The organism is Deinococcus aquatilis DSM 23025, assembly GCF_000378445.1.
Lineage (GTDB): Bacteria > Deinococcota > Deinococci > Deinococcales > Deinococcaceae > Deinococcus > Deinococcus aquatilis.
The window spans coordinates 120,394-146,966 of the sequence record NZ_KB899696.1 but is presented as its reverse complement, the minus strand read 5'-3'; the positions used below and the strand labels follow the sequence as shown (position 1 = coordinate 146,966).

The 26,573-nt window shown below is 64.4% G+C and carries 26 protein-coding genes; 12 read left to right on the top strand and 14 right to left on the bottom strand.

Annotated elements, in window-relative coordinates; all coding sequences use genetic code 11:
• The first annotated feature begins 73 nt into the window (after positions 1-73).
• On the top strand, positions 74-853 hold the full coding sequence (locus tag F561_RS0101975) for an alpha/beta hydrolase family protein (RefSeq protein ID WP_019008259.1): 780 nt from the start codon (positions 74-76) through the stop codon (positions 851-853).
• A 126-nt stretch (positions 854-979) separates the two neighbouring features.
• Here the strand turns inward: F561_RS0101975 and F561_RS0101970 are convergent, their stop codons facing one another.
• The 3 genes from F561_RS0101970 to F561_RS0101960 are packed head-to-tail and all read right to left on the bottom strand — an operon-like array spanning position 980 to position 2,840.
• Positions 980-1,657: a spermidine synthase gene (locus F561_RS0101970; RefSeq protein WP_019008258.1), complete on the bottom strand. Its 678-nt coding sequence runs from the start codon at positions 1,655-1,657 to the stop codon at positions 980-982.
• A 27-nt stretch (positions 1,658-1,684) separates the two neighbouring features.
• Positions 1,685-2,209 (bottom strand): chromate transporter, encoded by a 525-nt coding sequence (locus F561_RS0101965; RefSeq protein ID WP_019008257.1) that lies wholly within the window; start codon positions 2,207-2,209, stop codon positions 1,685-1,687.
• Positions 2,196-2,840 (bottom strand): chromate transporter, encoded by a 645-nt coding sequence (locus tag F561_RS0101960; RefSeq protein ID WP_019008256.1) that lies wholly within the window; start codon positions 2,838-2,840, stop codon positions 2,196-2,198. The genes F561_RS0101965 and F561_RS0101960 overlap by 14 nt, the downstream gene beginning before the upstream one ends.
• A gap of 169 nt (positions 2,841-3,009) precedes the next feature.
• On the opposite strand from F561_RS0101960, the gene F561_RS0101955 reads away from it, so the two are divergent.
• From F561_RS0101955 to F561_RS0101945, 3 genes are all read left to right on the top strand, one after another.
• Positions 3,010-4,053 carry an ABC transporter ATP-binding protein gene (locus F561_RS0101955; protein WP_019008255.1) on the top strand — a complete coding sequence of 348 codons (1,044 nt, stop codon included), beginning with the start codon at positions 3,010-3,012 and terminating at the stop codon, positions 4,051-4,053.
• 96 nt (positions 4,054-4,149) lie between these two features.
• Positions 4,150-4,953 (top strand): ABC transporter permease, encoded by an 804-nt coding sequence (locus F561_RS0101950; protein ID WP_019008254.1) that lies wholly within the window; start codon positions 4,150-4,152, stop codon positions 4,951-4,953.
• Between the two features lie 76 nt (positions 4,954-5,029).
• Positions 5,030-5,818: an ABC transporter permease gene (locus F561_RS0101945; protein WP_019008253.1), complete on the top strand. Its 789-nt coding sequence runs from the start codon at positions 5,030-5,032 to the stop codon at positions 5,816-5,818.
• Between the two features lie 95 nt (positions 5,819-5,913).
• Here the strand turns inward: F561_RS0101945 and F561_RS0101940 are convergent, their stop codons facing one another.
• Positions 5,914-6,213 carry a hypothetical protein gene (locus F561_RS0101940; RefSeq protein WP_157451475.1) on the bottom strand — a complete coding sequence of 100 codons (300 nt, stop codon included), beginning with the start codon at positions 6,211-6,213 and terminating at the stop codon, positions 5,914-5,916.
• Between the two features lie 7 nt (positions 6,214-6,220).
• Positions 6,221-7,210, bottom strand: coding sequence for an excalibur calcium-binding domain-containing protein (locus tag F561_RS29845; RefSeq protein ID WP_019008251.1), 990 nt, complete (start codon positions 7,208-7,210; stop codon positions 6,221-6,223).
• A gap of 590 nt (positions 7,211-7,800) precedes the next feature.
• On the opposite strand from F561_RS29845, the gene F561_RS0101925 reads away from it, so the two are divergent.
• On the top strand, positions 7,801-8,880 hold the full coding sequence (locus F561_RS0101925) for an NADH:flavin oxidoreductase/NADH oxidase (protein WP_019008249.1): 1,080 nt from the start codon (positions 7,801-7,803) through the stop codon (positions 8,878-8,880).
• Positions 8,881-8,895: 15 nt separating this feature from the next.
• On the opposite strand, the gene F561_RS0101920 is transcribed toward F561_RS0101925, so the two are convergent.
• Positions 8,896-9,603: an ABC transporter ATP-binding protein gene (locus tag F561_RS0101920; RefSeq protein WP_019008248.1), complete on the bottom strand. Its 708-nt coding sequence runs from the start codon at positions 9,601-9,603 to the stop codon at positions 8,896-8,898.
• A 145-nt stretch (positions 9,604-9,748) separates the two neighbouring features.
• On the opposite strand from F561_RS0101920, the gene F561_RS0101915 reads away from it, so the two are divergent.
• Complete coding sequence (locus F561_RS0101915; RefSeq protein ID WP_019008247.1) at positions 9,749-10,441, top strand: Crp/Fnr family transcriptional regulator; 693 nt, start codon at positions 9,749-9,751, stop codon at positions 10,439-10,441.
• Between the two features lie 38 nt (positions 10,442-10,479).
• Positions 10,480-10,641 (top strand): hypothetical protein, encoded by a 162-nt coding sequence (locus tag F561_RS28555; RefSeq protein ID WP_157451474.1) that lies wholly within the window; start codon positions 10,480-10,482, stop codon positions 10,639-10,641.
• Between the two features lie 124 nt (positions 10,642-10,765).
• On the opposite strand, the gene F561_RS0101905 is transcribed toward F561_RS28555, so the two are convergent.
• A complete protein-coding gene (locus F561_RS0101905) occupies positions 10,766-11,944 on the bottom strand; it encodes a class I SAM-dependent rRNA methyltransferase (RefSeq protein WP_019008245.1) in 1,179 nt (392 codons plus the stop codon).
• A gap of 154 nt (positions 11,945-12,098) precedes the next feature.
• Here F561_RS0101905 and F561_RS0101900 point away from each other — a divergent pair, with 154 nt between their 5' ends.
• A complete protein-coding gene (locus tag F561_RS0101900; RefSeq protein ID WP_019008244.1) occupies positions 12,099-12,632 on the top strand; it encodes a hypothetical protein in 534 nt (177 codons plus the stop codon).
• Between the two features lie 47 nt (positions 12,633-12,679).
• On the opposite strand, the gene F561_RS0101895 is transcribed toward F561_RS0101900, so the two are convergent.
• Complete coding sequence (locus tag F561_RS0101895; RefSeq protein ID WP_019008243.1) at positions 12,680-13,174, bottom strand: peroxiredoxin; 495 nt, start codon at positions 13,172-13,174, stop codon at positions 12,680-12,682.
• A 34-nt stretch (positions 13,175-13,208) separates the two neighbouring features.
• Here F561_RS0101895 and tilS point away from each other — a divergent pair, with 34 nt between their 5' ends.
• Entirely contained in the window at positions 13,209-14,822 is a 1,614-nt protein-coding gene (gene tilS, locus F561_RS0101890) for a tRNA lysidine(34) synthetase TilS (protein ID WP_019008242.1), read from the top strand.
• 121 nt (positions 14,823-14,943) lie between these two features.
• Here tilS and F561_RS26970 read toward each other — a convergent pair whose 3' ends face one another.
• The 5 genes from F561_RS26970 to F561_RS0101865 all read right to left on the bottom strand — a co-directional run bounded on the left by F561_RS26970 (position 14,944) and on the right by F561_RS0101865 (position 21,647).
• Complete coding sequence (locus F561_RS26970) at positions 14,944-15,708, bottom strand: glycine-rich domain-containing protein (RefSeq protein WP_157451473.1); 765 nt, start codon at positions 15,706-15,708, stop codon at positions 14,944-14,946.
• 299 nt (positions 15,709-16,007) lie between these two features.
• Positions 16,008-17,672 carry a phosphoenolpyruvate carboxykinase (ATP) gene (pckA, locus tag F561_RS0101880; protein WP_019008240.1) on the bottom strand — a complete coding sequence of 555 codons (1,665 nt, stop codon included), beginning with the start codon at positions 17,670-17,672 and terminating at the stop codon, positions 16,008-16,010.
• A 253-nt stretch (positions 17,673-17,925) separates the two neighbouring features.
• Positions 17,926-19,023, bottom strand: a complete 1,098-nt coding sequence (locus tag F561_RS0101875; RefSeq protein ID WP_019008239.1) for a protease complex subunit PrcB family protein — start codon at positions 19,021-19,023, stop codon at positions 17,926-17,928.
• Between the two features lie 108 nt (positions 19,024-19,131).
• Positions 19,132-20,796: a DNA repair protein RecN gene (recN, locus tag F561_RS0101870; RefSeq protein WP_019008238.1), complete on the bottom strand. Its 1,665-nt coding sequence runs from the start codon at positions 20,794-20,796 to the stop codon at positions 19,132-19,134.
• Positions 20,797-20,900: 104 nt separating this feature from the next.
• Positions 20,901-21,647 (bottom strand): SDR family oxidoreductase, encoded by a 747-nt coding sequence (locus tag F561_RS0101865; RefSeq protein WP_019008237.1) that lies wholly within the window; start codon positions 21,645-21,647, stop codon positions 20,901-20,903.
• A 159-nt stretch (positions 21,648-21,806) separates the two neighbouring features.
• Between F561_RS0101865 and F561_RS0101860 the strand changes: the two genes are divergently transcribed.
• Positions 21,807-23,111, top strand: coding sequence for a hypothetical protein (locus tag F561_RS0101860; protein ID WP_019008236.1), 1,305 nt, complete (start codon positions 21,807-21,809; stop codon positions 23,109-23,111).
• Between the two features lie 101 nt (positions 23,112-23,212).
• On the opposite strand, the gene F561_RS0101855 is transcribed toward F561_RS0101860, so the two are convergent.
• Positions 23,213-24,019 (bottom strand): alpha/beta family hydrolase, encoded by an 807-nt coding sequence (locus F561_RS0101855; RefSeq protein WP_051096793.1) that lies wholly within the window; start codon positions 24,017-24,019, stop codon positions 23,213-23,215.
• A 144-nt stretch (positions 24,020-24,163) separates the two neighbouring features.
• Between F561_RS0101855 and F561_RS0101850 the strand changes: the two genes are divergently transcribed.
• Both F561_RS0101850 and F561_RS0101845 read left to right on the top strand, forming a co-directional pair.
• Positions 24,164-24,853 carry a DUF4397 domain-containing protein gene (locus F561_RS0101850; protein ID WP_040379505.1) on the top strand — a complete coding sequence of 230 codons (690 nt, stop codon included), beginning with the start codon at positions 24,164-24,166 and terminating at the stop codon, positions 24,851-24,853.
• A gap of 177 nt (positions 24,854-25,030) precedes the next feature.
• The gene (locus F561_RS0101845) at positions 25,031-26,488 is read left to right on the top strand and encodes a molybdopterin-dependent oxidoreductase (protein WP_019008233.1); all 1,458 of its coding nucleotides are present in this window, start codon (positions 25,031-25,033) and stop codon (positions 26,486-26,488) included.
• Positions 26,489-26,573: the final 85 nt, after the last annotated feature.

Below are 26,573 nucleotides of genomic sequence, written 5' to 3'. Positions count from 1 at the left end.
TCTTCTTGCTCCCCCGTTCCGCCACGTTGCTCCGTCCCTTCAAAACCGACCCAAATGCTCTAGCATCTGCCCCATGCTTCCCGCCCAAGAGCAGTTTGCACAGTTTTCGGTCGATGGACAGCGCCTCTATGGGCTGCTGCATATTCCTAACAGCGACGACTCCAGTCAGCGGCCCGCGCAGGGCTGGCCCTCGGTGGTGCTGGTTCACGGCTTTACGGGCAATCAGGGCGGCGACCACCGCCTACTTCCTGTGCTGGCGCGTCATCTGGCGGCGCGGGACGTGGCGTGCCTGCACTTCGATTGCCGGGGCAGCGGCATTTCTCAGGGCGACTTTTCCGAGATGACCGTGACCCGCGAGGTACAGGACACGGCGGCGGCCTTCGAGTACATGCGCCGTCAACCGGGCCTCGATCCCGAACGCGTGATGCTGCTGGGCTTCAGCATGGGCGGCATGGTGGTATCACTCGCCGCTGCCGAGGTCAGGCCGCACCGCCTCGCCCTGTGGGCACCCGCCCTGCCCGAACTGTGGCTGCCCATGCTGCGCGGCGGATTCGTGCCGCCGGTGGTCAGCGATTATGGGGGCTGGCCCGTGGGCCGGGAATTTTTGCAGGAAGTCACGCGCCTCAGGCCGCTAGAGGCAGCGAATGCCTGGGCCACCAGCATGGGCGGCGGTGTGGCCCGTGTCTTTCACGGCGACGCCGACCAGACCTGCCCGCCCGAATTTGGGGTGCGCTATGCACAGGCCCTCGGCTGCGATGCAGTGGGCATTCCCGGCGGCACGCATACCTTTGAAAACTTTTCCAGCACGGAAATGCTGTACACGGAAACCCTGCGCTTTCTGACGGGCGGGTAGGGGAGGGGCGGTCAGAAGAGACTTTGAGCTATGAGCCGTGAACCCACAGAACGCGGCGATAAAGCGTTGTCTTTCATGGCCCCCATGCTTTTCCCACTCACCACTACCCACTGACCACTGACAGAACTAGGGCCGCACCGCCAGCCAGATCGTATGCTTCGCGCCTTTTCCGGGGCGTTCGCGGGCGATCCGGGTTTCCACGCTGTAGCCCGCTTTGATGAGGCGGGCGGTAAATTTGGGGTCGGGGTCTACCGACCAGATCGCCAGCACGCCGCCCGGAGTCAGGGCCGCCGCGATGGCCTTCAGTCCCTTCATGCTGTAGAGCCAGTCGTTTTCCTTGTGGGTCATGCCGTCCGGGCCGTTGTCTACGTCCAGCAACACGGCGTCCCAGGCGGCGCTGCTGGCCCGGATCAGGGCGGCCACATCGCCCACATGCACGCGGGTTCGGGGATTGTCCAGCGGGCGGCCCGCGCATTCGCCCAGCGGTCCCCGGTTCCACTCCACCACCTGCGGCACGAGTTCGGCCACCGTGACCACGGCATCTGGCCCGGTAGAACGCAGCGCCGCCGCCAGCGTAAAGCCCATGCCGAGGCCCCCCACCAGCACCCGCACGCCTGCCCGCGCCGCGATGAGGGGGCAGGCATATTCAGCCAAGGCGTCCTCCGAGCCGTGCATTCGGCTGTTCATCAGTTCGCTGACATAGCCGCTGATTCGGATAGTAAATTCGTCGTCCCGCTGATACAGGATCAGGTCTTCGGAACTGCCCGGAATCGGGGCGCGGCTGAGGACGGTGTAACCACTCACGCGGCCAAGTGTAACGGGGCAGGCCCTCTACAACCCAATCAGCGCCCCCACCACTGCCGCGCCCACCACCACCAGCGCCGAATTCAGGCGGGTGCGGCGCAGAATAACGAAGGCGAGGGCCGCCAACGCCGCTGCCGCCCACGAGTGAATACTGGTCTGGCCCAGCACCAGCACACCTGCCAGCATCACGCCTCCGCCAAAGGGCAGCAGGGCATCCCGGAAGGTCAGGCTCCACGGGTGGGCGCTGTGCCTCTTCCAGAGGAGGGCCGCCGCCGCGCTGAGAACCGCTGTGGGGCCGTAAAAGCCCACCGTAGCGGCGGCAGCGCCCCAGCCCCCGGCGATGACCAACCCGTAATGTGTGACCGCCAACAGGTTCGGCCCCGGCATCAGTTGGCCCAGCGCAAAGCCATTGGCAAAGGTGCGGGCGTCTATCCAGCCGTGTTGCCCCACCAACAGACGTTCCATTTCGGCCAGATTGGTGCCGCCAAACCCGGTCAGGCCAAGGCGCACGAAGGTCAGGAAGATGTCCAGCACCAGCTCAGGCGTTGTCATGGGTCCTCTTGGCGGGGCGGTGGGCCACCAGACCTGCCCCGACCAGCACCACCAGCACGGGCAGCAGATCCAGCCGCAGCACGCCCAGCGCCACAAAAGTCAGCAGCGTGACCGCCGCCCCGATGGGCAGTCGTCCGGCTTTCAGGTTCCAGCCCACGCGCACGATGGGGCCGACCATCGTCAGCATGACAGCCAACGCTGCACAGGCCGCGCCACGCAGCGCACTTTGAAGAGCGGGCGGCAGGCCACCGGGCAGGCCCAGCAGCAGTACCGTCACGGCGGTCATGGCAATCAGCCCCGGCGTCAGCACCCCCAGCGTGCTGGCAAGTGCGCCCCGTTTGCCGCCCAGCCGCGCCCCCACCATCGCCGCCAGATTCACGCCGTTTGGCCCCGGCGTCAGTTGGGCCAGCGTAAAGGCTTCGGCAAATTCGGCGTTGTCCAGCCAGCCCCGGTTCAGCATGGCGCGGCGCGTGTGGGCCGGGATGCCGCCCCCGATGCCTGCCAGCGCCACACCCACAAAAGCGCGGGCCAGTTGCAGGGGCGTCGGTGGCAGCGGCAGTGCAGCTTGAGGCCGCGTGGCCTGTGGTGGGTCATCCTCCAGTTGCGGGGGCAGGGGCAGCGTAGCAGGCATGCCCGCAGCCTAAACCCGTGAGGCAGGCCAGAAGGCCAAAACTAACGTGACCGTGCAGGGAACAGGCCCGCACACAATGCACAAAATTCATGCAGGATTCAGGAGGTCAGCCCTGGCTCGCCATTTCGCTTATCTATAACTCCTGGCGCGGCCTTATGCTACAGACAACATGATATCTCCGCCACCCGATGTTGCCGTGCAGGTGCGCGACCTCCGCAAAAGTTACACCGTCCACGAAAAAGACCCTGGATTGATGGGCAGCGTGCGGTCGTTTTTCAACCGCAGATCGCATGAGGTAGAAGCTGTGAAGGGCGTGTCGTTCGATCTCGCGCCGGGTGAGGTGGTGGGCTTTCTGGGGCCGAACGGGGCAGGGAAGACCACCACCCTCAAAATGCTGTCCGGGCTGCTGCACCCCACGGGCGGCACGGCGCGGGTCGCAGGCTTCGAGCCTCGCAAACGCGAAACGCCTTTTTTAAAGCAGATCACGCTGGTCATGGGCCAGAAGCAGCAACTGATCTGGGATTTGCCTGCCCTCGATTCCTTCCTGGTCAATCAGGCCATCTATGAGATTCCCGAAGCGCAGTATCAGGCCACCATGCGCGAATTTACCGAGGTGCTGGGTCTCGAAGGAATTCTGAAAAAGCAGGTTCGCAAGCTGAGCTTAGGCGAGCGCATGAAGTGCGAACTGGCCGCCGCGCTGCTGCACCGCCCCAGAGTCCTGTTTCTGGATGAACCCACCATCGGACTGGACGTGAATATGCAAGAAAGCGTGCGGGCCTTCGTGCGCGATTACAACCAGCGGTTTGAGGCCACCGTGATCCTGACCAGTCATTACATGGCCGACGTGACCGCGCTGGCCCGACGAATTCTGGTGATCGACGCGGGCCAGTTGGTCTTTGACGGCGACCTCGCCAGCCTTGCCGAACAGAGCAGCGGCGGCAAGAGGGTCAGGTTGCAACTGCGTCAGCCGATCTCTCTGGCCGACCTGTCGCGCTACGGCAACGACGCCAGAATAGACGGCCTGAGCGCCGAACTGAGCGTGCCCCGTTCGGAAGTCAGCGCCCGCGCCGCCCGCCTGCTGGCTGATCTGGACGTGGCTGACCTGACCGTGGAAGACCCACCGATCGAAGCGGTGATGGCGGAGTTGTTTGGGGCTGGCCGGGAAAAGGCAGCCGAAAGTGTGACTGGAAGTGTGGCCGCAAGTGTGGCGTAGCGTGCGGGCAGAAGGCGAACGGTGGACTGTGGCTTGGTGGAGTTGCCCTTCCCACTCTCCACAGTCCACCACCCACGACCCAGGCCGGGAGCGCTCATGACTCCCTTTCTGCGCAAGTTCCGCATTCTCTTTTCGACCCAGTTTGCCCTGATGACCGAATACCGCGCCGAAATCGTGATCTGGATGCTGTCGGGCACGCTGTCTCTGATCATGATGCTGGTCTGGATGGGGCAGGCCGCCGCCGCGCCGGGGGGCCAGATTCGCGGCTTTTCTGCGTCCGATTTCGCGTCGTATTTCCTGGCCACCTGGTTCGTGGGGCAACTGTTGGTGGTCTGGGTGGCCTGGGAACTGGATTTCGAGGTCCGGCAGGGTACGCTGTCACCCAAGCTGCTGCGTCCACTGGATCCGATGTGGGGCCATTACAGCGGGCATGTGGCCGAAAAAATCGTGCGGTTTCCGATCATGCTGGTGCTGGTGAGTCTGTTCGCGTGGCTGGCCGGGGCGCGGTTCAGCCTGGACTGGCGGGTTTACGCCGCCGTGTTGGGGCTGGTGGTGCTGGGTTTTACCGTGCGTTTCCTGTGGGAATACTCGCTGGGCCTGCTGGCCTTCTGGACCGAATCCAGTACCAGTTTTCAGGAAGTGGTGTGGCTGGTGTACGCCGCGCTGGGCGGCCTGTTTGCGCCGCTGGCCTTCTATCCCCAGTGGGTGCAGAACATCGCCGTCTGGACGCCGTTTCCGTACATGCTGGGCCTGCCCGCCAACCTGATCGCCGGAAAAGCCACGCTGGAACAGGCCGGACAGGGTGCATTGGTGCTGGTGGGCTGGCTGGCCGTGTTCATATTGGTGCGCCTGATGGTCTGGCGCGTGGGCCTGAAGAAGTACGGGGCGGTGGGGGCGTGAACTGGGTGGACGGAAGTCACCTATGGGCCGTAGGAAAATCCCAACCCACAGCCCACGTTATGCGCTGGGGGCAGGCATGACCCGTTATTTCCGACTGATCCGCATTTTTACTGGGGCCACCATCTCGGCGCAGCTGGAATACCGGGCCAACTTTCTGGGCGCGGTGCTTGCCAGCCTCGGAGAAGTGGGCGTGGCGCTGCTGGGCATCGCGGTGCTGTTCGGGCAGCCCGGAACGGTCAGCGTGGGGGGCTACTCGTTTCATCAGGCCCTGTTGGTGGTCGGGTTTTTCATGCTCACCGAGGGGTTTATCAGCGTGTTCGTGCAGCCCAACATGAGCAAGATCGCTGAGGCGGTTCGCACGGGCAGCATGGATTTTACGTTGCTCAAACCGATTGACGCCCAGTTCAACGTGTCCACCCGCAACCTCAACGTGTTGCGCCTGACCGACATCCTGATCGGACTGGGCCTGATCGTCTACGCCGCCTCGTTCCTCACCGTGACGCCGGGGGGTGTGGTGGCTGCCGCCGTCATGTATCTGTCGGCGTTGGTCATCGTGTACTGCATCTGGCTGGCGCTCAGCACCACGGCGTTCTGGTTCGTCAAAACCCAGAACATGTCCGAACTGTTCAGCGGGGTGTTCGGCGCGGGCCGTTTTCCGGTCACGGCGTTTCCTGTGCCGGTGCGGGCCTTCCTGACCTTCGTGGTACCGATCGCCTTTATTACCACGGTGCCCGCACAGGCACTCACGGGCGGGCTGTCGCCCCTGCTGGCGCTGGCCTCGCCGTTGGTGGCCGCCGTGCTGTTCGTGGGCAGCCGCCTGTTCTGGAAGAAAGCAGTGGGCAGTTATACCAGCGCGAGCAGCTGAGGGGCTGGAACTAGAGAGTCTGGGCCATGACCAAGGCTTTTCATGGTGGTGCGGCCTGACTTATGGCCCGCAACTCATGGCCCACAGTTTATGGTTCAGAGCTTCTCTTCCGTTCTGGCCTGCACCTGTGCCCACACGTCTTCCAGCGTTCCTTCCCCTCCGGCCCAGTAGAACTGAGTCACGTAAGCTGTGTCGCCGCTGAAGCGCACGCCCGCCGTGTCCTGAAAGTCGGCCAGGGTCCAGCCCCATGCGCCGTGCTGTTCGATCAGGCCGCGCAGTTCTTCGGCGCTGGTGAGGGCCTGTTGGCCAGTGACCACGCGGTTCTGGGCGAAGGACATGAATGTTCTGTAGCCCGCGTCATAGGCTGTCTCGGGGTTGTTTGTCTGGTCGCTCATGCTGCGCCTACTCGCACGCCACGCCGTCCCCGTCACCGTCCATCTCGGGGCGGTAGCCGGGTTGCCCACGCCGGATGGGAGCGGCTCCAGCAGCGCGGGCGGCGGCACAACTAGCAAAATAGGTGGGTTTGGCCGTGCCCGATTTCAGAGGCGCATTGGCTGGGGCGGCGGCTTCTTCTTCCTCGTCATCGGTGGGACAGCCCTTGAGAGGCAGGGCGTAGCGGCTTCCGGCAGCGCGGTTCACGCGGTAGCCCAGATCCTCCAGTGCCCCCAGCGTCAGCGGGCTGACCGGATTCACGCGGCCCGTGTAATCGCCCGCCTCTCCCGACAGGATTTCAGAACAGACTGTGCCGCCCGCCCAGTGCCCCGCGTCGGCGTCCAGCGGAATGCCCGCGCTGACCTTGCCTCCCAACGCCTTATAGGCCGCCAGCGCTCTGGCTCCGGTGTAGTAATACTTTCCGCCCACCTTCTTGATCAGGTTTTTATCGTCCGAGTCGCCGCTCAGCGAAACCCGGTAATCGGCTTCCCAGAGGGTGCCCACACCCAGCGCGTGCAGCATCTCGTGAATCACGGTGTCCAGCAGGTCCACTCTGGGAAGGTCGCTGAGGCCGTTGGAATTGATGTCTATCACGCCGTAGATGGGCAGGTAAGAGTCGTCGTGCAGGTCGCAGGGCGCGGCCTCGGCGTATTTTTCTTCGCCCAGATCGCTGACGCGTACGAACACAAAAAACTGCTGCACCTTCTCCTTGATTCTGGGCAGGTTGGAATCGCAGGAATTGGCCGGTAAATTCAGCGTCACCGGCACAAAAGGCGAGGCGATCAGGCCCGACACCCGCGCCGCTGCCTCGCGCACGGTGGCCTGCTGCGCGGCGTTCAGGGTCTTGCCCAGAAACCGCAGCTCCACGGTGAAGGGGGCGGCGGCCTGTGCAGTTGCGGCGGTTGCACAGGCCAGGCTTGCGCCGAGGCAGAGCAGGCGGAACCAGGAGGGTCGTTTCACAGTGGCTTCAGATTAAAACATCGACCTGTTCAAAGTTCTGTCTGGGGGCTTGCTGTCGGCCCTTGAGGGAAAGGGGCGCATAGTCCCGGCAGATCATGGCGTTGCCCCGCTGTAGGCCCAGCCGCTCATAAAAGGGCATATCTCAATGGTTCGGACAGTTGTTGGTTTGGAACAACAGGCCAGAGAACAACGTTGTCTGGGACGCCCAGTCTGAACCCCCCAGTCGGCTTCGCCGCCAGCCCCCCTTAAAGGGGAGCACAAAAGCGCCCTTGTCCTCCCCTTTAAGGGGGGCGTTGCGTCAGCAACGGGGGGGTTATGTCGCCCTAGCCAAGAATCAATAAACACTGTGTTTTTCGGCATCCCTGAAAGGCATTTGAAAACTGTCCGAACCATTGATAGATAACCATTGAGATACAGTGTTTCAAAGGTTTCTATTCCACACCATAGCCTAGAATTTGCGTGTACCACGCTTTTTTTCTCTTCCCACTCACCACTTACAGCCTGCGGTCATGACCTTTGTTCTGGCTCCCACCCCAAGCTTAAGCATCTGCCTGCTGGCTTAAACGCCGCCATCATCCTAGATTTGGCGCATGACTGCTGCCCCGCCCCTTCTCCTGCAACCCTTCAAGCTCAGTAGCCTGACCCTTCCCAACCGCGCCGTCGTGTCTCCGATGTGCATGTATTCCTCGGTGGGGGGCTTGGCCAACGAGTTTCATCTCGTGCATCTGGGTCAGTTTGCGCTGGCGGGCGCGGGCCTGATCTTTACCGAAGCCTGCGCGGTTTCGCCCGAAGGCCGCATCAGCCCCGAAGATCTGGGCCTCTGGTCTGATCATCACATCGTGCCGCTGGGCCGCGTGACCGATTTTGTGCACGCGCAGGGCGGGCGCATTGGCCTTCAACTGGCACACGCGGGGCGCAAGGCCAGCACCTATGCGCCCTGGCGGGGACGCGGAGCCGTGCAGCCCGAGCAGGGCGGCTGGACCGTGATCGGGCCGGATACACAGCCCTTCAGCGACACCTTTCCGGTGCCCACAGCCATGACCGAAGCCGATATCCACCGCGTGACTGCCGATTTTGTGGCTGCCACCAAGCGGGCGGTGATGGCCGGATTCGATGCCGTCGAGGTTCACGCCGCACACGGCTACCTGCTGCATCAATTCCTGTCGCCGCTGGCAAACTCGCGGAGCGACCAGTACGGCGGCAGCTTTGAAAACCGCATCCGATTCTTGTTGGAAGTCGTGCGCGGCGTGCGGGCGGCGTGGCCCATGCACCTGCCCCTGTTTGTGCGGATCAGCGCCACCGATTGGGCCGAAGGTGGCTGGGATGCCGAGCAGAGCACTATCCTGGCCGACCTGCTGGACAAAGAAGGGGTGGACGTACTGGACATCAGCAGCGGCGGCCTGACCACCGCGCAGCAAATCCCGGTTGGCCCCGCCTACCAGACGCCGCTGGCCGCGCGGATCAAGCAGGCGGTTCCTGATCTGACTGTCATGACCGTCGGAATGATCGAAACGCCCGAATTGGCCGAGCGAATCCTGGAGGCTGGAGAAGCCGACCTGATCGCGCTGGCCCGCCCTTTTCTGCGCGATCCGCACTGGGTTCAAACGGCGGCGGCGGCGCTGGGCACGGCTCCACAACAGGTCAATCAGTATGCCCGCAGTGGGCGTTGATAGACCCTATTCACCCTATTCCCCGTCTACCATCCGTCCATCCAGCAGGTGCAGGGTGCGGTCCGCGCGGGCGGCGAGGCGTTCGTCGTGCGTGACCAGCAGCACGCCCGCCTGATTTTCCCGCGCCAGATCGATCAGGAGGGCGGCCACCAGATCGGCGTTGACCCGGTCCAGGCTGCCGGTAGGTTCGTCGGCCAGTACCACGGCGGGGCGGGAAGCGAGGGCGCGGGCCACCGCCACCCGCTGGCGTTCGCCGCCGCTCAGCACGCCGGGGAGAGCCTTTTCGCGTCCGCCGAGGCCCACGCGGGCCAGCAGAGCGCGGGCGCGTTCTGTTCCATCCTGACCCGATAAGAGGGCTGGAACGCGCACATTGTCCAGCACGTTCAGGTCTTCCAGTAGATAATGGTGCTGAAAGACCAGCCCGACCCGTCCAGCCCGGCGTGTAGCGCGGGCCTGCGTGTCCAGTGTGTCGGCGCGTTCGCCTGCCCACCACACCTCGCCTGCCTGCGGCACGTCCAGCCCGCCCAGCAGATGCAGCAGGGTACTTTTGCCGCTGCCGCTCGGCCCGGTCACGGCCACCACTTCCCCCGCCGCCACGCTCAGCGAGACGCCGTGCAGCACGGTCAATTCTCCAAAGCTGTGCTGCAGGCTCACGGCAGCGAGGGCGGCGGCCCGAACACTGGGAACAGAGATGGTAGGCGCGGGCGAGGTCACGCGGGGCATGGTAGCTCATGTTGCATCGCGCAGAAGCTGACCCAGACCACCCGATTTTCCTGAGATGCGTGGACATTGACTGGGTGTTGTGAAGTTTTTAACCCAAACACACTGCTTTTCTAGGATGGCGGGTTGTCACGCTAGACTGCCCCTGATGTCTCGTTTGGAAGCTTTGCGCCGCTCGCCCCTTTTTCAGAATGTGCCCGAAGAAGCCATGCTGGACGCCCTGAACATTCTGACTCCACGGACTTTCCGTCCCGGTGAGGTCGTGTTGTCTCAGGACGTGTCGGGCGACGCGCTGCACCTGATTACCAGCGGGGCAGTACGCGTCAGCCGGGTCAGCCTCGGCCACCGCGAGCGCGTCATGGGCGATATCTATGCTCCGGGGTTGGTCGGAGAAACCTCGGTGCTGTCGCATCAGCAGCGCAGCGCCACCGTCACGGCCCTCACCGACGTGACCACGTTGATGCTGTACCGCGAGCATTTTGAAGTGTTGCTGAACCGCCATCCCAAGGTGTTGTGGAATCTGGCGGCCATGCTCGTGCAGCGCGTGACCAACCTCAACGACGAGCTGATTGCTTTTGGCCTCAACACCGAAGCCGCGCTTGCCCACGTGTTTACCACCCAGTATCAGCAGCGCGTCGCCGCAGGCGTAGCTGACCCCGAGGTGTTGCCGCTGGGCACGCAGGACATCATGCAGCGCATCAGCGCCAGCCGCGAAACAGTGGCCCGCGTGATGAAAAAATTGGAAGGGCAGGGCCTCCTGCAAACCACCTCCCGCACGGTGCATCTGCTGAATCTGGAAGGCCTGGGAGCTGTGCCGCTTGATGACGGAGACGAGGAATAGAGCAGACGGTTACGGCTCACTGCCCAGGTTGATCCAGTTTGATACCGCCTCACGGCCTGAAATTCCGCATGGACGCCCACACCGACGATCTCCATGGCTATCAAGGCAAAGTCCAGACCACCAGAAAAGTCGGTGAGTTCATCGTGGATTATTCGCGCACGGGTCGCGTAGTGGGGCTGGAACTTCCTGGTCTGCAATGATCTGGCACGGCACGGCGGAGTCATTCGGATTCCGCCCGAAGTCCTGCCGCCGCTTCTCTGAGCGCCGTTTCTACGGCTACCACGCCTTTCCTACACCCCACACCCCACTTCCCACAACCTCTCTCTACCCCTCTTTTTTCAGCAAAATACTCTTCAGATACAGGCTTTCCGGCACGCTCAGCAGGTGGGGATGATCGGCTGGCTGGTAGGTGATGGCGGTCACTTCGGCGTTGCAGCCTGCCTCGCCGCTGGCGACCCGCGCTGCGTCCAGCAGGTCGTCTACCCGGATGTAATGGGCGCAGGTGCTGATCAGCAGGTGCCCGCCGGGGGTCAGCATTCGCAGGGCGCGGGCGGCTCCATCGGTAAAAATCCGCTTGGCGCGGGGCACGTCATCCTTGCGCTTGGCGAGGGTCGGCGGGTCCAGCACGGCGGCGCTGAAGGTGCGTTTGTCTTTCTCCAGCCCGGTCAGTTGCTCTATGGCGTCGCCCCAGCGCACGCCCACGCGCACCTCGTTCAGCCCTGCTTCGCGCTCCAGCACGGCCAGCGCCACATTGTCCTTGTCGATGGCAACCGCTTTGGCCCCCGCCCGCGCCGCGTGCAGCGAGAAGCCGCCCGTGTAGCTGTACACGTCCAGAAAGTGTTCGCCGGGCTTAATCAGGCCGCGCATCATGCGGCGGTTGTCACGCTGATCCAGAAAAAACCCGGTTTTCTGGGCGTCCATCGGTGCAAAGTGCAGCTTCAGGTCATCCTCGAAAAAGGTCACGCGCTCCGGCACGTCGCCCCACAGGATGCCCGTTTGCAGACCCAGTCCCTCGCGGCGGCGCTCGCCCGTATCGCTGCGTTCAAAGGCGCTGGTGGCCCCCGTTTCCTCGCGTAGGGCACGCAGGATCAGGTCGCGGTGGCGCTCGACGCCCGCATTGCGGAGCTGCACACTGAGTACGCCGCCAAACTGGTCGGCAATGATTCCTGGCATGCCGTCGGCCTCGGCGTGCAGCACGCGCATGGCGTCGGTGTTCAGGATTCTTCCAGCCCGCCGTGCCAGCGCCGCACGGATTCGGGCGCGGTAGAACTTCAGGTCGATCTCTTCTTTTTGCCACGTCAGCATTCTCAGCGGCGTGGCTCCCTCGGCATTAAAGTAACCGCGCCCCAGCAGCGGCCCGCCGGGATCTCGCACATCCACCACTTCGCCGGGGGCAATGCCCGCGTCGGCTGCGGCGATGTCGCCGGAATGCCCAAACGGATAGCGCCCCGCGATGCGCCGAACCGCGCCGGGACTGAGGGTGACAGACAGACTCTTCTTCATGCGACTAGGCTAGCAGGCAACGGCGATTGGGCGCAGGCGGGTCGGATTGGCTCCCGCAGACGCCTGACCCCCCCCACTGTCTGAGCGCCGGGAATCATCCGGCATAAAAAATTCGCTGTTGCTGAGGCGCGGCGCAGGCGCACAATCAACCATCATGAAACAAGCTTTGATCGCCGCTGCCGCCGTTGCTTCGCTGGCCTTCACGTCCTGCGGCATCATTCCCACGCCTGCCGTTCCGATTCCCGACGCCGAAATCAATCTGCCGCCCAACAGCGCAGTGGCGGGCCGGGTCATCTACATGAAAACCGACGTGCTGGGCGGCGTGAGCCTGCCCGGTGTGCTGCAACAGGTCAGCATCACGGGAACGGCCACCTATGTCAGCGGCGGCGGCAACCTCAGCGGCGCAAGCATCTTCATTCGCGGCAGTATCGACCCCATGCCTGCCGGGTGCGCCACCACCACCCTCGCCCCGGTGATCCTGTGCGACCCCGCCGGAGAAGTGGCTCGCCAGATCGGAAACGTGAACGTCACGGCAGGCACGGCCACCGCCTTTACCCTCAGCGGCCCGGAACTGGACGCAGCAGCCAAGGCGGGACACGGCTACATCGGCGTGCTGATCACGGGCGGCAGCACGGTCATGACCGACAAACTCAAGCTGACGGGGATGCAGGCGCGGGCCAAGTTCTGAGTCGGGCCAAACGCTGAGCAGAGAAGCTTTGGGCGGTTAACGCCTTCTTACACCTTCGGCCAGTCGCAACTGCGCGTTTCCAGTTCCTTCAGCACGTCTGCCGCGTGATTGGCGGGGTTCACGGTGCGCCAGTGGCGGGCGATGCTGCCGTCTGGGGCGATCAGGAAGGTTTCGCGGGCGGCCATGCCCAGCAAGCCCCCCAGCCCGCCGATCACGCCGTAAGCCTTGGACAGCGTGCGGTCTCCGTCTGGAATCAGGGGATAGGACAGGCCGCAGGAGTCGCGGAATTTGGCCTGCTTGGCTTCGGTATCCAGACTCACGCCGATCAGTTGGGCGTTCAGGGCGCTGAAATTATCCATTTTGGCCTCGAACCGCCGCGCCTCGATGCTGCATCCGGGTGATCCGGCACGCGGATAGAAGAACAGAATCACCCACTTGCCGCGCAATTCCGACAGGCGCATGGTGCGGCCATCGTCGCTGCGGGCGCTGAATTCGGGGGCCATCTTGGCCGGGTGGGGCATGGAAGGCGTGAGGGTGGTCATGGCCCGATTGTACGGGGGCGACTAGAATCGAACGGTGTTGTCGCTGACTGCTCCGCTGGCTCCCTACGCTGCTCAGACCGTGCTGGTGGGCGTGTCGGGCGGGGCCGACAGTGTGGCGCTGTTGCTGGCGCTGCAGCAGGCAGGGGCGCGGGTGGTGGCGGCTCACCTCGATCATGCCCTGCGCCCCGATTCTGCCGAGGATGCCCGCTGGGTGCAGGAATTATGCGCTGGACTGGGCGTGCCCTGCGAGATGGCGCGGGTAGACGTGGGCGCGGTGGCCGCCCGTCAGGGCCGCAATCTGGAAGACGCGGCGCGGCGCGTGCGCTACGAATTTCTGTCCAGAATTGCCAGGAAAGCCGGGGCCTCGGCCATTCTCACGGCCCACACCCGACGCGATCAGGCTGAAACGGTGCTGATGGGCCTGCTGCGCGGAGAAGCTGTATTGCAGGGCATTCCCGCCGTGCGGGGGCGGGTGCATCGGCCCTGGCTGGGGGCGGCGCGGGCCGACATCGAGGCGTTTTTGCTGGCCCAGCAGCAGGCGTGGCGAGAAGACCCCAGCAACGCCGACCCGTCCTATACACGGGCGTGGCTGCGGCTGGAGGTGATGCCCGTGCTGACGGCCCGCTTTCCGGGCATAGAAACGGCGCTGGCCCGCGTTGCCTGCCTGAGTGCCGAGGACGACGCCGCCCTGTCCGGGTGGGCGGCCCGCCTGAATCCCCATACGCCGCTGCCCACGCAACCCCCCGCCGTGCTGCGCCGCTGGGTGCGCGAACAGTTGCAGGATGCGGGGATCAGCTTTCACGCCGAGCATCTTCAAGATTTGGCGGCGGCCCTGCGCGAGTCGGCCACCCTGCATCTCACGTTGCCGGGGGCGCGGCAGGTCACGGCCACCGGGGGGCGGCTGTACACCGCGCCGCAGGTGTGGCCCGCACCCGATTTTCCCCTGCCTGCGGGTTGGACGCTGCGTCCCCGCCAACCCGCTGACCGAATCCGCTTGCCTGCCGGAACCCGCAAACTCAGCGACCTCCTGACCGATGCCAAGGTGCCGCGTGAAAGCCGGGACGCCGTGCCTGTGCTGGTTTCTGCGGAAGGTGTGCAGTGGGTGGGCGTGCAGCTGCCCGTGTGGGCCGAGGGTGCCCGCGCCGTGGCCGGAGCGCCGGAAGACCCCCACCACGCCGCGATGGGGGAGGCCCTGACGCTGGCCCACGCCTCAGCCGAGGCCGGAGAAGTCCCGGTGGGAGCTGTGGTGCTGCATGGGGGCGTGGTGGTGGGCCGGGGCCGCAACACCTCGCGGGAGGCAGGCGACATGACCCGGCACGCGGAACTGGCCGCCCTGCGAGAGGTCGCCGCCACACTGGGCACGCCGTACCTCACAGGCTGCACCCTGGTGGTCACGCTGGAACCCTGCCCGATGTGTCTGGGCGCGGCTCTGGAGGCCCGAATCGGCGCAATCGTGTACGGCGCGGCCAATCCCAAAGCCGGGGCGCTGGGCGGCGTCACCGATCTGCTGGCGGCCCACTGGGGCCATACGCCCACGGTGCTGGGCGGCGTGCGGGCAGCGGAGGCGGCGCGGCTGCTCAGGGAGACGTTCAGGCAGGTGCGGCAAAACAAGACTTCTCCCCCGAGACACGAACGCGACCCCGCCTGAAGGGTCGCTGCTTGAGAAGCGTGAGTGGTGAGTGGTCAGGAGTGAGTTGGAAAAGCTTGCTGGCTGTGGAGTGGGTCTTCTGGGGAGAGACCGAAAGTTCTGAAACGTTGTCCGGCCCGCCCTAGCTTCCGCACCCGCCGCCGCAGCCACTCCCACAACTGCTGCCGCCATCGCTGCCGCCAGAATCGCTACAGCTACCATCACTGCCTGTATCCGCTGCAAAGCTTTCGCCGCCCGAAGTGCTGTCATTGTTGCGGTTTCTGTGCGGAGTGGGAGAACTGTTGCCTGCCAGTGCCACCCCGACCAGGATCAGCACGGCCAGCGCGATCAGTACGGCGAAGCTGCTCCAGGCGAAGGTGGCCCAGGCGACCAGCGCGGCGGCCAGTGGCATCAGCCAGCGCCAGTGCCTCGGGGCGCGTGTGGGCGGAGCGCTCTGGCGGGGATCGGGCCACAGGTCGGCGGGCGGCTGCATTCCAAAGGTTTCGGCGTACAGATTCAGCGTGGCAAGGTACTGATCGGCGTAATGCGCGGCGTCGCCGGGTTGCCCGCTGGCGGGTTCGTGGTGCAGCGGCGCGGGCAGCAGTGGCGTCAGGCGCTCCCAGTAATCGCGGGTAAAGGTGAGGTGCAGGTGCCAGACCTCATCCACCAGTCTGGACGGCGTGACCGCAACGCCGCCCGTGGCCGCCAGCACCAGAAAGCGGCGGTATTCCTCCAGCGCCCGCCCGGTCAGCGCAGGTGTCCAGCGGTGTTCGGCTTGCAGGCGGTCTATCAGTGCGGTGGGAAAGGTGTAGTTCAGCAGGGTAGAGGTGAGCGGGCTGAAATCGGTGTCCGGGTTACTCATGGGGCTGACCGTTCCGTGACGACCAAAGCCAGGTAAAGTGTGCATCTGTGGTCTCCTGTGGATGCTCGAAAGAGTGCCTACGACGGTGTTTCTTCCTGCCCTGAGCCTGATCCTGCCCGGTCAGCCCTCTGTCACGGCAGGGTCAAGGCGGGCCAGAGCCGAGGCTTCACTGTGCCCCTTGGCGCTTTGCTACACTGATGAAGTTGCGAGGCGAACTGGGAAAGAATCCGGGTTCGCCTCGCTGATTTGGTGGTGTGGACTGATTGGGCTTTAAGGCTAGAAAGTATGGACTGTAGGGGAGATGTCCGGCTCTTCCCACTCCCTACAACCCACTTCCCACAACCTCAGTTCTGTGCGTCCGGGTCGGGCATACTCGCGGTCACGCCAGCGTCCACGCCACTTTCAAATCGCTTGAAGTTTTCGCGGAACATCCGGGCCAGTTTGCGGGCGACCTGATCGTAGGCGTCGGCATCGGCCCAGGCGTGGCGGGGGTTCAGCACGCCTTCGGGCACGCCGGGAACCTGCGCCGGAATCTCCAGACCAAAGTGAGGTTCTCGCTCAAAGGTCATGCCGTCCAACTCGCCAGACAGCGCCGCGTTCAGCATGGCCCGCGTGTGGCGAATGCTCATGCGTTTGCCCTGACCGTACATTCCGCCCGTCCAGCCCGTGTTCACCAGCCAGACCCGCGCACCGCTGGCCTGCACTTTCTGGGCCAGCAGCCGCGCATATTCGCCGGGATGCCGTGGCATGAAGGGCGCACCGAAGCAGGTACTGAAGGTGGGCTGCGGTTCGGTGATGCCGTCCTCGGTGCCGGGAATTTTGGCTGTAAAGCCGCTCAGGAAAAAGTACATGGTCTGTTCGGGCGTCAGGCGGCTGATGGGCGGCAGCACGCCGTAAGCGTCGGCGGTCAGAAAGACGATGTTGCGCGGATGTCCGGCGCGGCCCGCTTCCACGATGTTGCCGATCTGCTCGATGGGGTAGGCGCTGCGGGTGTTCTCGGTCAGAGAACCGTCGTTCAGGTCGGGCGTGCCGCCTTTGCCCAGCACCACGTTTTCCAGCACCGTGCCGAAAGTGTGGGTGGTGCGGTAGATATCCGGCTCGGCCTCGGCGTTCAGGCCGATGACCTTGGCGTAGCAGCCGCCCTCGAAGTTGAACACGCCGTCTTCTGTCCAGCCGTGTTCGTCGTCACCGATCAGGGCGCGGGTGGGGTCGGCGCTGAGGGTGGTCTTGCCCGTGCCGCTCAGTCCGAAAAACAGTGCCACGTCACCGCCCTTCCCATCAATATCGGCACCCACGTTGGCCGAGCAGTGCATGGGCATCACGCCGCGCTCTGGCAGCAAGAAATTCAGCACGCCGAAGATGGCTTTCTTGTTCTCGCCCGCGTATTCGGTGCCGCCAATGAGGACCATCTTGCGGCTGAAATTGACCAGAATAAACGTGTCGCTGCGAACGCCGTCGGTGGCGGGGTCGGCGCGGAAGCTGGGCAGGTTCAGCACCGTCCAGTCGGGGGTAAACTCGGCCAGTTCGGTCTCGGTGGGCCGCACGAACATGTTGCGAACAAACAGCGAGTGGTACGCCATTTCCTGCACAAAGCGCACGCCGAGGCGGTGGGCCGGGTCGGTGCCTGCAAACAGGTTCTGCACGAACAGTTCTCTGCGGTCCGCGCTGCCTGCACCAGCGTTGGCATAGGCCGTCATCTTGTCCAGCAGGCGGTCAAACACCACTGGGCTGATCGGCGTATTGAATCCGCCCCACCACACGGTATCCCGCGTCAGGTCGTCTTCCACGATAAAGCGGTCTTTGGGGCTGCGGCCCGTTTTGTTGGTTCGCACTGCCAGAGGGCCGCCCGCCGCAAGATGGCCTTCGCCGCGCCGCAGGGCTGCCTCATACAGTTCGCTGACACCGGGCTGGAGATGAAGCGTAGCGTCGTGAATTCCCAAATCGCTCAGGACGGTGCTTGGTGCGTCTGGCAACCCCGTCGCCTCTTGGCGTGCGCTGGTCAGGCTCATAAGTCCTCCCCTCAAGATGAATAAGTGTGAACAGTTACCCTCTGATTGTGGCCTGGGAAGCGGTTCCAGACCAACATTAGTGTCGTTACCGCAGCAGGGACAACACTTTCGATGTGTACGCAAAAGCAGGTGCGTCAACATGACGGTCAGGGTCAGACGCATGCCATATGCGCAGAAAAAAGGCCACCGAGCTTCCGCATGAATGGCCTTTCAAAACTTCAGGTTGGTATCTGCCAGAAATTACTGTGCCAATTTACTGGCCCAGTTGTAGTGGCCTTCCGCTCGTGTCCACCACGCGCACCTGGCTGTAGCTTCCGCTGAGGCGGACCAGCGTCCACGGGCTGGTGATGGCCTGCGTGGTAATCGAGCCTGAACCGGGAACGGTCAGGGCCACCGTGAGGGTCAGCACGCCGTCTTGGGCGCTGGCATTGGTCACGCGTACGCTGTAGCCACCCGTATTGCGCTGGCCGATAAAAATACCCACGGCAGTTTCTCCGGCATTCAGGCGCGGCGCGGCAGGAATTCCGGTCTGGCGGCCATAGGCGGTGGCATACAGGGTGCCGAGGGCCGCCTGGGTCGTGGCGACCTGCACCGCTCCGGCAGAGGCGCTGGCATTGTTGCCGCTGGCGATTTCCACAAAGCCCACCCGTCCGGCAGTGCTTCCGGTGCTCGGCGTGGTCGTTACGGTGCCAGTGGTTCCTGTGCCTGCCACGGTGCGCACACCCGGCAGCACGTACAACGCGGTTCTCAGGCTTTCCTGGGGGGCGGGTTCTACGGTCAGGGCGGGATCGGCCACGCTCTGTTCATTCAAGACCGCCACGGCCAACGGCCCCTGTCCCAAGAGGGCCTGACCCAGTGCCACGCCTTCTTCGCTGGTCAGTGCGCCTGCACCGGTCAGCCCGTTGACGCTCACTCCGGTGGCGACACCGTTGGTGGTGCTCAGCTTTTGCCAGCGCGTGCCGTCGGTAAAGTACACGGCGCTCAGGGCCGCGCCGCCCTCGGGCTGCACGCTGAAGCGCCCGCTGACATCGCGGGTGACATTCACCTTGATGCTGCCCGGTGTGGTGGCAACCCGGTAGGTGGCCTTGCCATTCACGCTGAGGGTGCCGGGCAATGCCAGCGGGTCCTGGCCGACCTGCGCCTGCAACGTGACCGCCGTGCCGCCCAGTTTCAGGCTGCTCTGGGTGCTGCTGCCCAGCGTGCCGTAGACCCACACGATGCGCTCCTGAGTGCCGCCGTACAGCGTGGCCTCGTGAACCCTGACATTCCCCGCACCTGTCATGCTGCACCCCGCGAGGAGGCCTGCGCTGAGTGCCAGCAGCCCACCCAGAACGAATTTAGAAGACTTCATGAACGCAGCTTAGGCGGCCTGCCTGATGAACGACTGAACTGGCCTTGAGCAAACGCATACTCAGAGAAGCTGGCTGCCGACAGCCGGACAGGGCTTGGAGACCGGTTCTCAGCGGCTCAGCAATTCCCGTGCATGCGTCAGGGCCGCGTCGGAGGTGTTGCCGCTCATCATGCGGGCAATTTCTTCCAAGCGTTCCTGGGGATTCAGCAGGCGCACCCGGCTTACGGTGCGGCCTCCTTCCACCTGTTTTTCTACCTTGTAATGCTGATCGGCTCGGGCGGCAATCTGCGCGAGGTGCGTGACGACCAACACCTGCCGCGAGGCCGCCAGGCCCGACAGTTGCGCGGCCACGGCCAATGCTGCCGAGCCGCCGATTCCTGCGTCTACCTCGTCAAAAATCACGGTGGGGGTATCGGCTCCCAGCACGGTGCTGATCGCCAGCATCACCCGCGACAATTCGCCGCCGGAAGCGACATCGGCCAGCGGTGCGAGGTCTTCGCCGGGGTTGGCCGTGAAGTACAGCAGCACGTCGCTGATCCCCGACAAGGCGGGCGTGGGCAGCGGCGAGAGCCTGAATTCCAGGCGGGCGTGCGGCATCCCCAGTTCCCGAATCACGGCCAGCAGCGAGGCGGCCAGGGGGCCAGCCGTGTGGGTGCGGGCAGCGTCCAGCGCCCTGCCTGCGGCCAGTGCTGCGGCCCTGAGCGCCTCCACGTCGGCTTCCAGCGTTCCGGCATCGTGTTCGTCCTGTTCTAGGGCGGCCAGTTCCGCATTCACCGACTCCTGAAAGGCCAGCACGTCCTCCAGCGTCGGCCCGTATTTGGCCCGCAGTTTGCCCAGTGCCGACAGCCTCGCCTCCACGCGGGCCAGTTCTTCGGGGTCGGGGGCGCTGTCTTCAGCGGTGCCGCGCAGCTCGCCCACGATGGCCTGCACCGCGTCTAGAGCCTCGCGCAGATCGCGCTGCAACCCGGCGCTCGTTTCGTCGTATCTGGCTCCGGCATTCAGCGCCCGCACTGCCTCGGCCATCAGCCCCGCCACGCTGATTTCCCCGTCCGACAGGAGTTCCAGCGCCCCCGCCGCCCCCTGAGCGATGGTGTCCAGATTCGCCAGCCGGGTCAGGTCGGTGCTGAGGGGTTCTTCCTCGCCGGGTTGGGGGGCGATTTCGGCAATCTCACGGGCCTGAAAAGTCAGGAGATCCAGTTGCCGCGCCCGCTCGCGCTCTCCGGCCCGCAGCGCTTCCAGCCGTGCCGCCGCCTCCTGCCACGCCCGGTAGGCGGCACGGTACGCGCCCGATTCTGCGGCCACCTGCCGGTCAAGCAGGTCGCGCTGATTGGCGGGGGTCAGCAGACTCACGGCGCTGTGTTGCCAGTGAATCGTGAGGTGAGAGGTGGCCCACTCCTGCAATTCGCGCACGCTCACCACCTCGCCGTCCAGCCGGGCCGTGCCGCGTCCCTGCGTGGTCACTCGGCGGCTGGCGCTAAATTCATCTGCCGCCCCTTCCCAAAAGCCCGTGACCAGCAGCGCGTCTTCTCCGGTGCGGATCAGGTCGGTGTTGGCCCGCGCTCCCAGCAGCAGCCCCAGTGCGTCCACGATGATGCTTTTGCCCGCGCCCGTTTCGCCCGTAAAGGCCGAGAAGCCGCCGTGCAGCTCCAGACTCAGGGCCGGAATGGTCGCCAGATTTCGCACTTCCAGCCGCGCCAGACCGCCGCCTGATGGAGAAAGAGGCGCGGGCTGTGGGGCTGCCGGGGGATGGGGGGTGCGGGCCTTGCGGGTCACGTCCCGGAGTTTAGAGCTTTCGGGGGGCGGGGCATGGAGAGCAGGACCGCGATTGGAGAGAGATGACGCAGAAGGAAGGTGCGCTGAAGGCAAATCAGCCCCGCTCAGCGCCCGCCCGACACATCCAGAATGGCTCCGGTGGTATACGACGCTTCCTCCAAGAGCAGCCAGAGAATGGCCCGCGCCACCTCTTCGGGCCTTCCGCCCCGGCCCATCGGCACGCCCGGAGCAAGCCGCGCCACCCGCTCTGGCTCGCCGCCACTGGCGTGCATTTCGGTGGTGATCAGGCCGGGGCGCACGCCGTTCACGCGGATGCCCTCGCCCGCCACTTCGTGGGCCAGCCCGACGGTCAGGGTATCCACGGCCCCTTTGGAAGCGGCGTAGTCCACGTACTCGCCAGCCGAACCCAACACCGCTGCCCTAGAAGACACGTTGACAATCGAGCCGCCCTGTCCGCCGTGCCGCGTGGACATGCAGCGCACGGCCTCGCGGGCACACAGGAAAGTGCCGATCACGTTGGTTTCAAAAATGCGCCTCAGACGGTTGGCGTCCAGATGCTCCACGCGGGTCTGCTGTTCCAGAATGCCCGCGTTGTTGACCAGAGCGGTCGGCGTGCCCAACTGCTGTCCAACTTCCCGGAACATCCGTTCCACATCGCTTTCACTGCTGACATCAGCCTGAATGGCTCTGGCCTGACCTCCACTGCCCTGGATGGACGCCACGACCTGCCCGGCAGCGGCAACGTCCTGCCTGTAATTTACGGCCACCACGTACCCCTGCCGTGCAGCCAGCAGCGCTGTGGCCGCACCGATGCCGCGACTCCCGCCCGTAATCAGCAGAACTTGATTCATGGGTGTCAATCTAGGCGACCTACACAGGCAACTCCGCCGAACATGAACCCCGCGTTACATTCCCCCCATCCTCATCTGTAGGAAGTAGCCCACAATGACCGCATTGTTTGCTTTGCCCACAGAAAAACCATATGGCAAGGCAGGCGTGAAAGGAGAACCATGAACAACGACATGAACGGCGGCGTCAGCAAACGCAGCCTGCTGCTGCTGGGTGGACTGGCGGCCCTGAGCCTGAATCCCGACCTTCGCCGTAAGTTGGTGCTGGGCACCCGTGATGCACTGGGCACGGCGCAGGGCACGTTGGACGACACCATCAAGCCCGCTCTGGCAGGCGCGGCAGTTCAGGCAGGACACGCCGGACACGCGGCCCAGACCGCTGCACAATCGGCAGTTCAGACGGCCCTGCACACCGCGACCCACACCCTGGAAGCCCTGCGTGAAGAAGTGCCCCCCCGCGCCCACGCCCTGCTGGGCAGCGCACAGGAAGCGGCGGGCGTGCTGGCTGCCGGAGCCGCTGCCAAGGCTGTACAACTGCGCCACGATGCAGGTGAGGCCGCCCAGGTGGCCCGTGAGGAAGCAGGCAAGCGCCTGACCACGCTGTCGGGCGAAGTGTTGGAAGCGACGGCTGAGCGCCGTGAGGCTGCTGCCAAAGCCCTGACTGTGGCCCAGCAAACCGGGAAGACTGCGGGCAGCGCCCTGATCTCTGACGTGAGCCACCGGGTACAGGGTCTGTTGGGAGACGCACAGGACACCGTAGAAGGCCGCCGTCACGCTGCCGAGAAAGCACTTGCCCGCGCCCGCAAGGACGCCGAGAAAGAGTTGCGTGCGGCCCGCAAAGAGTGGAAGCCCGCCAAGCTGGAAAAAGCCGTCGCCAAGCGTGTCGCGCCCCTGCAAAAGCAGGCTGGCCGCGAGGTGGCGCAGTTCGAGCGTGAGTTCAAGAAAGACTGGGCCAAGAAAACAAAACAGGCGGCGCGTACTGGCCGCCAGATCGAGGGCAAGATGAAGCAGGACGTAGACGTGAAAGCTGTGAAGATGAAGGCCGCCAGAGCGGTGAAACAGAATGAATCCGAGCAGAGCGGTGGCAGCGGCGTGATTGGTCTGGTGCTGCTGGTCACGGGTGCAATTGTGCTGGCCCGTGTTCCGGTGGCGCGTCAGGGCATCCTGAACGCCGTGGAGTCCATCAACCCCGGCGCGGCCCAGAGCCTCAAGAATGCAGGCCGGAGCGCCCGCAACCTGATCGGCACGATGTGGCTGGAGCGCATGGAAGAGGCGCCCAAACCCGCCACCCCGCCCGCTGCCAGTGCCCCCGCGCCGACCACGACTGCTGCAGCCGTGGCTCCCGCTGCCGGAGCCGCCTCCAACACGCAGGCCGCCACCACCGGGGCCACCTGGGGCGGAGCCATCGAGCCTAATTCTCCTGCAGCCAGCAAGCCCAGCGGTACAGAAGCCAACAAGACGAACTGAAGGCTTCGGTTAGGGGCTTGAGTCCTGAACGACAGACCTAAAAAACAGAAGAGAGGCCGCCGCGTGCGTGCCTCTCTTCTGTTTTTTGTAGCCCGTTGCGGTTACTGGCCCGGCAATCCGTCCAGAAAGCTCCGCAGTTCTGACACGATCTGCGTTTCGGCCTCGGCGCGGGTCACGGTGGGAATGCCGTCGCCCTTTTGCGGGCCGTAGCGTCCAAAAAAAGCGTGGACGGCCCCCCTGATCACAGTCAGGCGGGCAGAAGTCGGCAAGCGGTTCAGGCCATCACGCACGTCGTCGGCGGCAGCCACCCTGTCCTGCTCGGCCAGCAGCGACAGCACAGGCAGGGGCGCTCCGGGCAGGTCGCGCAGGCTCACGTTGCCTGCCGGGTACGCGCCCATCAGGATCAGGCCCGTCAGTTGTGCCCGGTGATCGCGGGCGTACTGGGCCGCCATCGCGCCGCCCAACGAATGTCCGGCCAGAATCACGCGCTTGCCTGCGCCGAACTGCCGGATCAGGGCGTCGGCGCGGCCAATGCCCGTCACGGCCAGATCCAGCGGAAAGGCGGGAATTACGGTACGAACACCCTGCCCAGCCAGAGCGGTGCCCAACCATTCGTAGGCCTGCGGGCGCACCAACCCGCCCGAATAGAACACCAGCAGCGTGTCGTATTGGCCGCCCACAGGCTGGACATCCAGAAATGTGCCGGGAGTGGTCTGCAACGTGGCGCGGGCCTGTGCGCCCTGTACGGCGGCGTCCTGTCCGACCATCAGCGGCGGGCGCACCGCCACACCCACACCCACGGCCAGCAGGTAGCCCAGGAAGCCCGCCAGAAAAATAGACAGCCACACCCGCACACGCGGAGAAAGTCGGGGACGTCTGACGTTTGTTCTGGAGGAAAGCCGGGTCATGGCCTCAGCCTATGCGCTTCTTAAAACCACCTGGTTCTTTAGTTCCCCTTCATCTTTTTGGCGCACCTGATCCAAACAGCTCTGCCGTGCATATAGCTGTTCAGAACAAGAGGCCGAGCCTCATAGCCCACAAGGAGAACCACCATGACTAACCTTAAAATTGGAATGACTGCCCTTGCCGCCCTTTCTCTCGCTTCCGCCGCCAGCGCCCAGATGGGTCAGGCGTATGTCCGTGTAGTTCATGCCGTCAGTGACGCGCCCAATGTGGACGTGTATGTAGACGGTATGCGTACGGTCGCCAACGCGCCCTTCAAGGCCGTGACTCCCTTCGGTGAAGTGCCTGCCGGTGCCCACAAAGTGATGGTGACTGCCGCTGGAATGAAAGACATGGTGGTGTTTGAAGCCGACGTGAACCTGACCGCTGGAACCTACTACACCGTCGCCGCCGTCGGTTACCTCAAGAACATCAAGCCCAAGATCTTCACGGCCACCAGCATGAACATGGACAAGGGCAAGGCCGCCGTCAGCGTCTATCACCTCTCGCCCGACGGCCCCCGCGTCCAGGCGCTGGCCGTGGACATGAGCAACGCCAAGCTGCTGCCCATGGGCCTGAGCTACGGCAATAAGGCCAGCCTGCTGGTCAACCCGATGGGCGTCAACCTGAACGTCGTACCTTTCGGCAAGATGGAACCCGTCGTCAAGAACATCAGCGGCATCAGCGTGGCGGGCGGCAAGAGCTATAGCCTGTTTGCCGTGGGCACGCTGGGCGGCAAGACGTTTGATGTCGTTGTGGCCGAAGACAAACTGGTCATGGGGAGCATGAACGAGAAGTAAGTTCAGAGTTCGGGCCTGGATTCCGAACGAAAGTGAATGGGCTGGGGGGCGCAGAAATTTGGCCGCCCAGCCTGTTTTTTTGCTCTGAGCCACCAGCCATGAGAGGTGGGTGTTCCAGCGCAGTTGTCGTTCAAGGCTCACAGCTTATGGTCCGCAACCACATCAGGAGGAATCACCATGAAATTTTTACGGGCGTTCATCGCCGTTGCTCTGCTGAGCGTACTGGGTTTTATCGGGTTGGAGGTGCTGGGCTGGGTCAATCCGGTGGTGTCCCTGTTTGGCCGGATCACGCAGGCGTTGGGCGTCCCGGTCATCTTTCAGGCCCTGCACCAGATTTTTGGTCTGGGCAGCACGGGCAAAAGCGTGGCCTTCGCAGGTGTGCTGGTGGGCTGGCTGGGCGGCCTGACGTTGCTGGGTGGGCTGGTCAGGCCGTGGCAGGCGGGCGCGGTGGTGGCTCTGGCGCTGTTGGCCTTCACTCCGCTGGAAGTGGCGCTGGGCAACGGGGCCGTGTTCGGCTTGCTGTTGTGGGGTCTGGAACGATTGCTGGCCCCGCGTGCCTCCACACTCTCAGAACCGCTGGCTCCCGTTCCGACGGCTGCGGTGGCTCGCACCGATGCCACGCGCCGCACAGTCACGCTGGCGTTGGCGGGCACGGGCGCGGCGGTTCTGGCTACTAGAGCGGGTCGCCTGATTTCGGTTGGAGGTGCAGGCGCGTCGGCCTCGGCTGCGTCCACTCCGGTTACGCCGGGAAGTCTGCCCGCTGGCGTCACACCCGTTTCCAACTGGTACTACGTCAGCAAAAATCTGGAAGCCCTCGACCCCCGCATCAACGGCGAGAAGTGGCGCTTGCGGGTAGATGGACTGGTGGGCACGCCCAAAACCCTGACGCTGGAAGACCTGACCCGGTTTCCCGCCGTGACCAGTGAGCGCACGCTGGCCTGTATCAGCAATCCGGTGGGCGGCCCACTGATCTCCAACGGCATCTGGGAGGGCTTCCGGCTGGCCGACCTGCTGCGCGATGTGGGAATCGGCAAGGAGGCCCGCTTTGTCCTGTGGGAAGCCGAGGACGGCTACACCGAAAGCCTGCCGCTCGGAGACGCCCTTGACCCCGACGTGCTGCTGGTCACCCGCCTGAACGGTGCGCCCCTGACGCCCAAACACGGTTTCCCGCTGCGGGTGCTGATTCCCGACCGCTACGGCATGAAGCAACCGCGCTGGCTGACCAGAATCACCCTCAGCGCCACCGACAAGCCCGGCTACTGGGTGCAGAGAGACTGGAGCCGCACCGCGCGTCTGGAACTTCAGAGCCGCATTGATTTTCCCGAGGAGATCAATCCTCAGGTGAAGGCGGGCCAGCCCATCACGGTGCGCGGCATGGCGTTTTTCGGGACCAGGCCCATTACCCGTGTGGAAGTCAGCACCGACGGCGGCAAAACGTGGGGACAGGCCAAACTGACGCCGCCGCGCAGCAATTCTGCGTGGACACTGTGGGCCTTTGCGTGGACCCCCACCGCCGGGGCCGCCATGCTGATGGCGCGGGCCTACAGCGGTTCGGTGGCCCAGAAACCCGCCGAGCGCGACGCTCTGCCGGAAGGAGCCACCGGGTATCACCGCTTTATCGTCAACGCGGGCTGAGACGAGAGGCTGAGCCTGCTGCGGGCATGGAAGAGGGAGAAGCAGCCATCCTTTGGGATGAGCCTCCTGTTCCCCCCAGATGTTA

Excerpts from the sequence above, each read along its gene's own strand:
- F561_RS0101860 (WP_019008236.1), top strand. The coding sequence starts at position 21,807 with ATGAACAACGACATGAACGGCGGCGTCAGCAAACGCAGCCTGCTGCTG.
- F561_RS26970 (WP_157451473.1), bottom strand. The coding sequence starts at position 15,708 with ATGCACACTTTACCTGGCTTTGGTCGTCACGGAACGGTCAGCCCCATG.
- F561_RS0101855 (WP_051096793.1), bottom strand. The coding sequence starts at position 24,019 with ATGACCCGGCTTTCCTCCAGAACAAACGTCAGACGTCCCCGACTTTCT.
- F561_RS0101925 (WP_019008249.1), top strand. The coding sequence starts at position 7,801 with ATGACTGCTGCCCCGCCCCTTCTCCTGCAACCCTTCAAGCTCAGTAGC.
- F561_RS0101940 (WP_157451475.1), bottom strand. The coding sequence starts at position 6,213 with ATGAGCGACCAGACAAACAACCCCGAGACAGCCTATGACGCGGGCTAC.
- F561_RS0101945 (WP_019008253.1), top strand. The coding sequence starts at position 5,030 with ATGACCCGTTATTTCCGACTGATCCGCATTTTTACTGGGGCCACCATC.
- F561_RS0101905 (WP_019008245.1), bottom strand. The coding sequence starts at position 11,944 with ATGAAGAAGAGTCTGTCTGTCACCCTCAGTCCCGGCGCGGTTCGGCGC.
- F561_RS0101950 (WP_019008254.1), top strand. The coding sequence starts at position 4,150 with ATGACTCCCTTTCTGCGCAAGTTCCGCATTCTCTTTTCGACCCAGTTT.
- F561_RS0101955 (WP_019008255.1), top strand. The coding sequence starts at position 3,010 with ATGATATCTCCGCCACCCGATGTTGCCGTGCAGGTGCGCGACCTCCGC.
- F561_RS0101865 (WP_019008237.1), bottom strand. The coding sequence starts at position 21,647 with ATGAATCAAGTTCTGCTGATTACGGGCGGGAGTCGCGGCATCGGTGCG.
- pckA (WP_019008240.1), bottom strand. The coding sequence starts at position 17,672 with ATGAGCCTGACCAGCGCACGCCAAGAGGCGACGGGGTTGCCAGACGCA.
- F561_RS0101915 (WP_019008247.1), top strand. The coding sequence starts at position 9,749 with ATGTCTCGTTTGGAAGCTTTGCGCCGCTCGCCCCTTTTTCAGAATGTG.
- F561_RS0101845 (WP_019008233.1), top strand. The coding sequence starts at position 25,031 with ATGAAATTTTTACGGGCGTTCATCGCCGTTGCTCTGCTGAGCGTACTG.
- F561_RS0101960 (WP_019008256.1), bottom strand. The coding sequence starts at position 2,840 with ATGCCTGCTACGCTGCCCCTGCCCCCGCAACTGGAGGATGACCCACCA.
- F561_RS0101895 (WP_019008243.1), bottom strand. The coding sequence starts at position 13,174 with ATGACCACCCTCACGCCTTCCATGCCCCACCCGGCCAAGATGGCCCCC.
- F561_RS0101850 (WP_040379505.1), top strand. The coding sequence starts at position 24,164 with ATGACTAACCTTAAAATTGGAATGACTGCCCTTGCCGCCCTTTCTCTC.
- F561_RS0101975 (WP_019008259.1), top strand. The coding sequence starts at position 74 with ATGCTTCCCGCCCAAGAGCAGTTTGCACAGTTTTCGGTCGATGGACAG.
- F561_RS0101875 (WP_019008239.1), bottom strand. The coding sequence starts at position 19,023 with ATGAAGTCTTCTAAATTCGTTCTGGGTGGGCTGCTGGCACTCAGCGCA.
- F561_RS0101900 (WP_019008244.1), top strand. The coding sequence starts at position 12,099 with ATGAAACAAGCTTTGATCGCCGCTGCCGCCGTTGCTTCGCTGGCCTTC.
- F561_RS0101965 (WP_019008257.1), bottom strand. The coding sequence starts at position 2,209 with ATGACAACGCCTGAGCTGGTGCTGGACATCTTCCTGACCTTCGTGCGC.
- F561_RS0101920 (WP_019008248.1), bottom strand. The coding sequence starts at position 9,603 with ATGCCCCGCGTGACCTCGCCCGCGCCTACCATCTCTGTTCCCAGTGTT.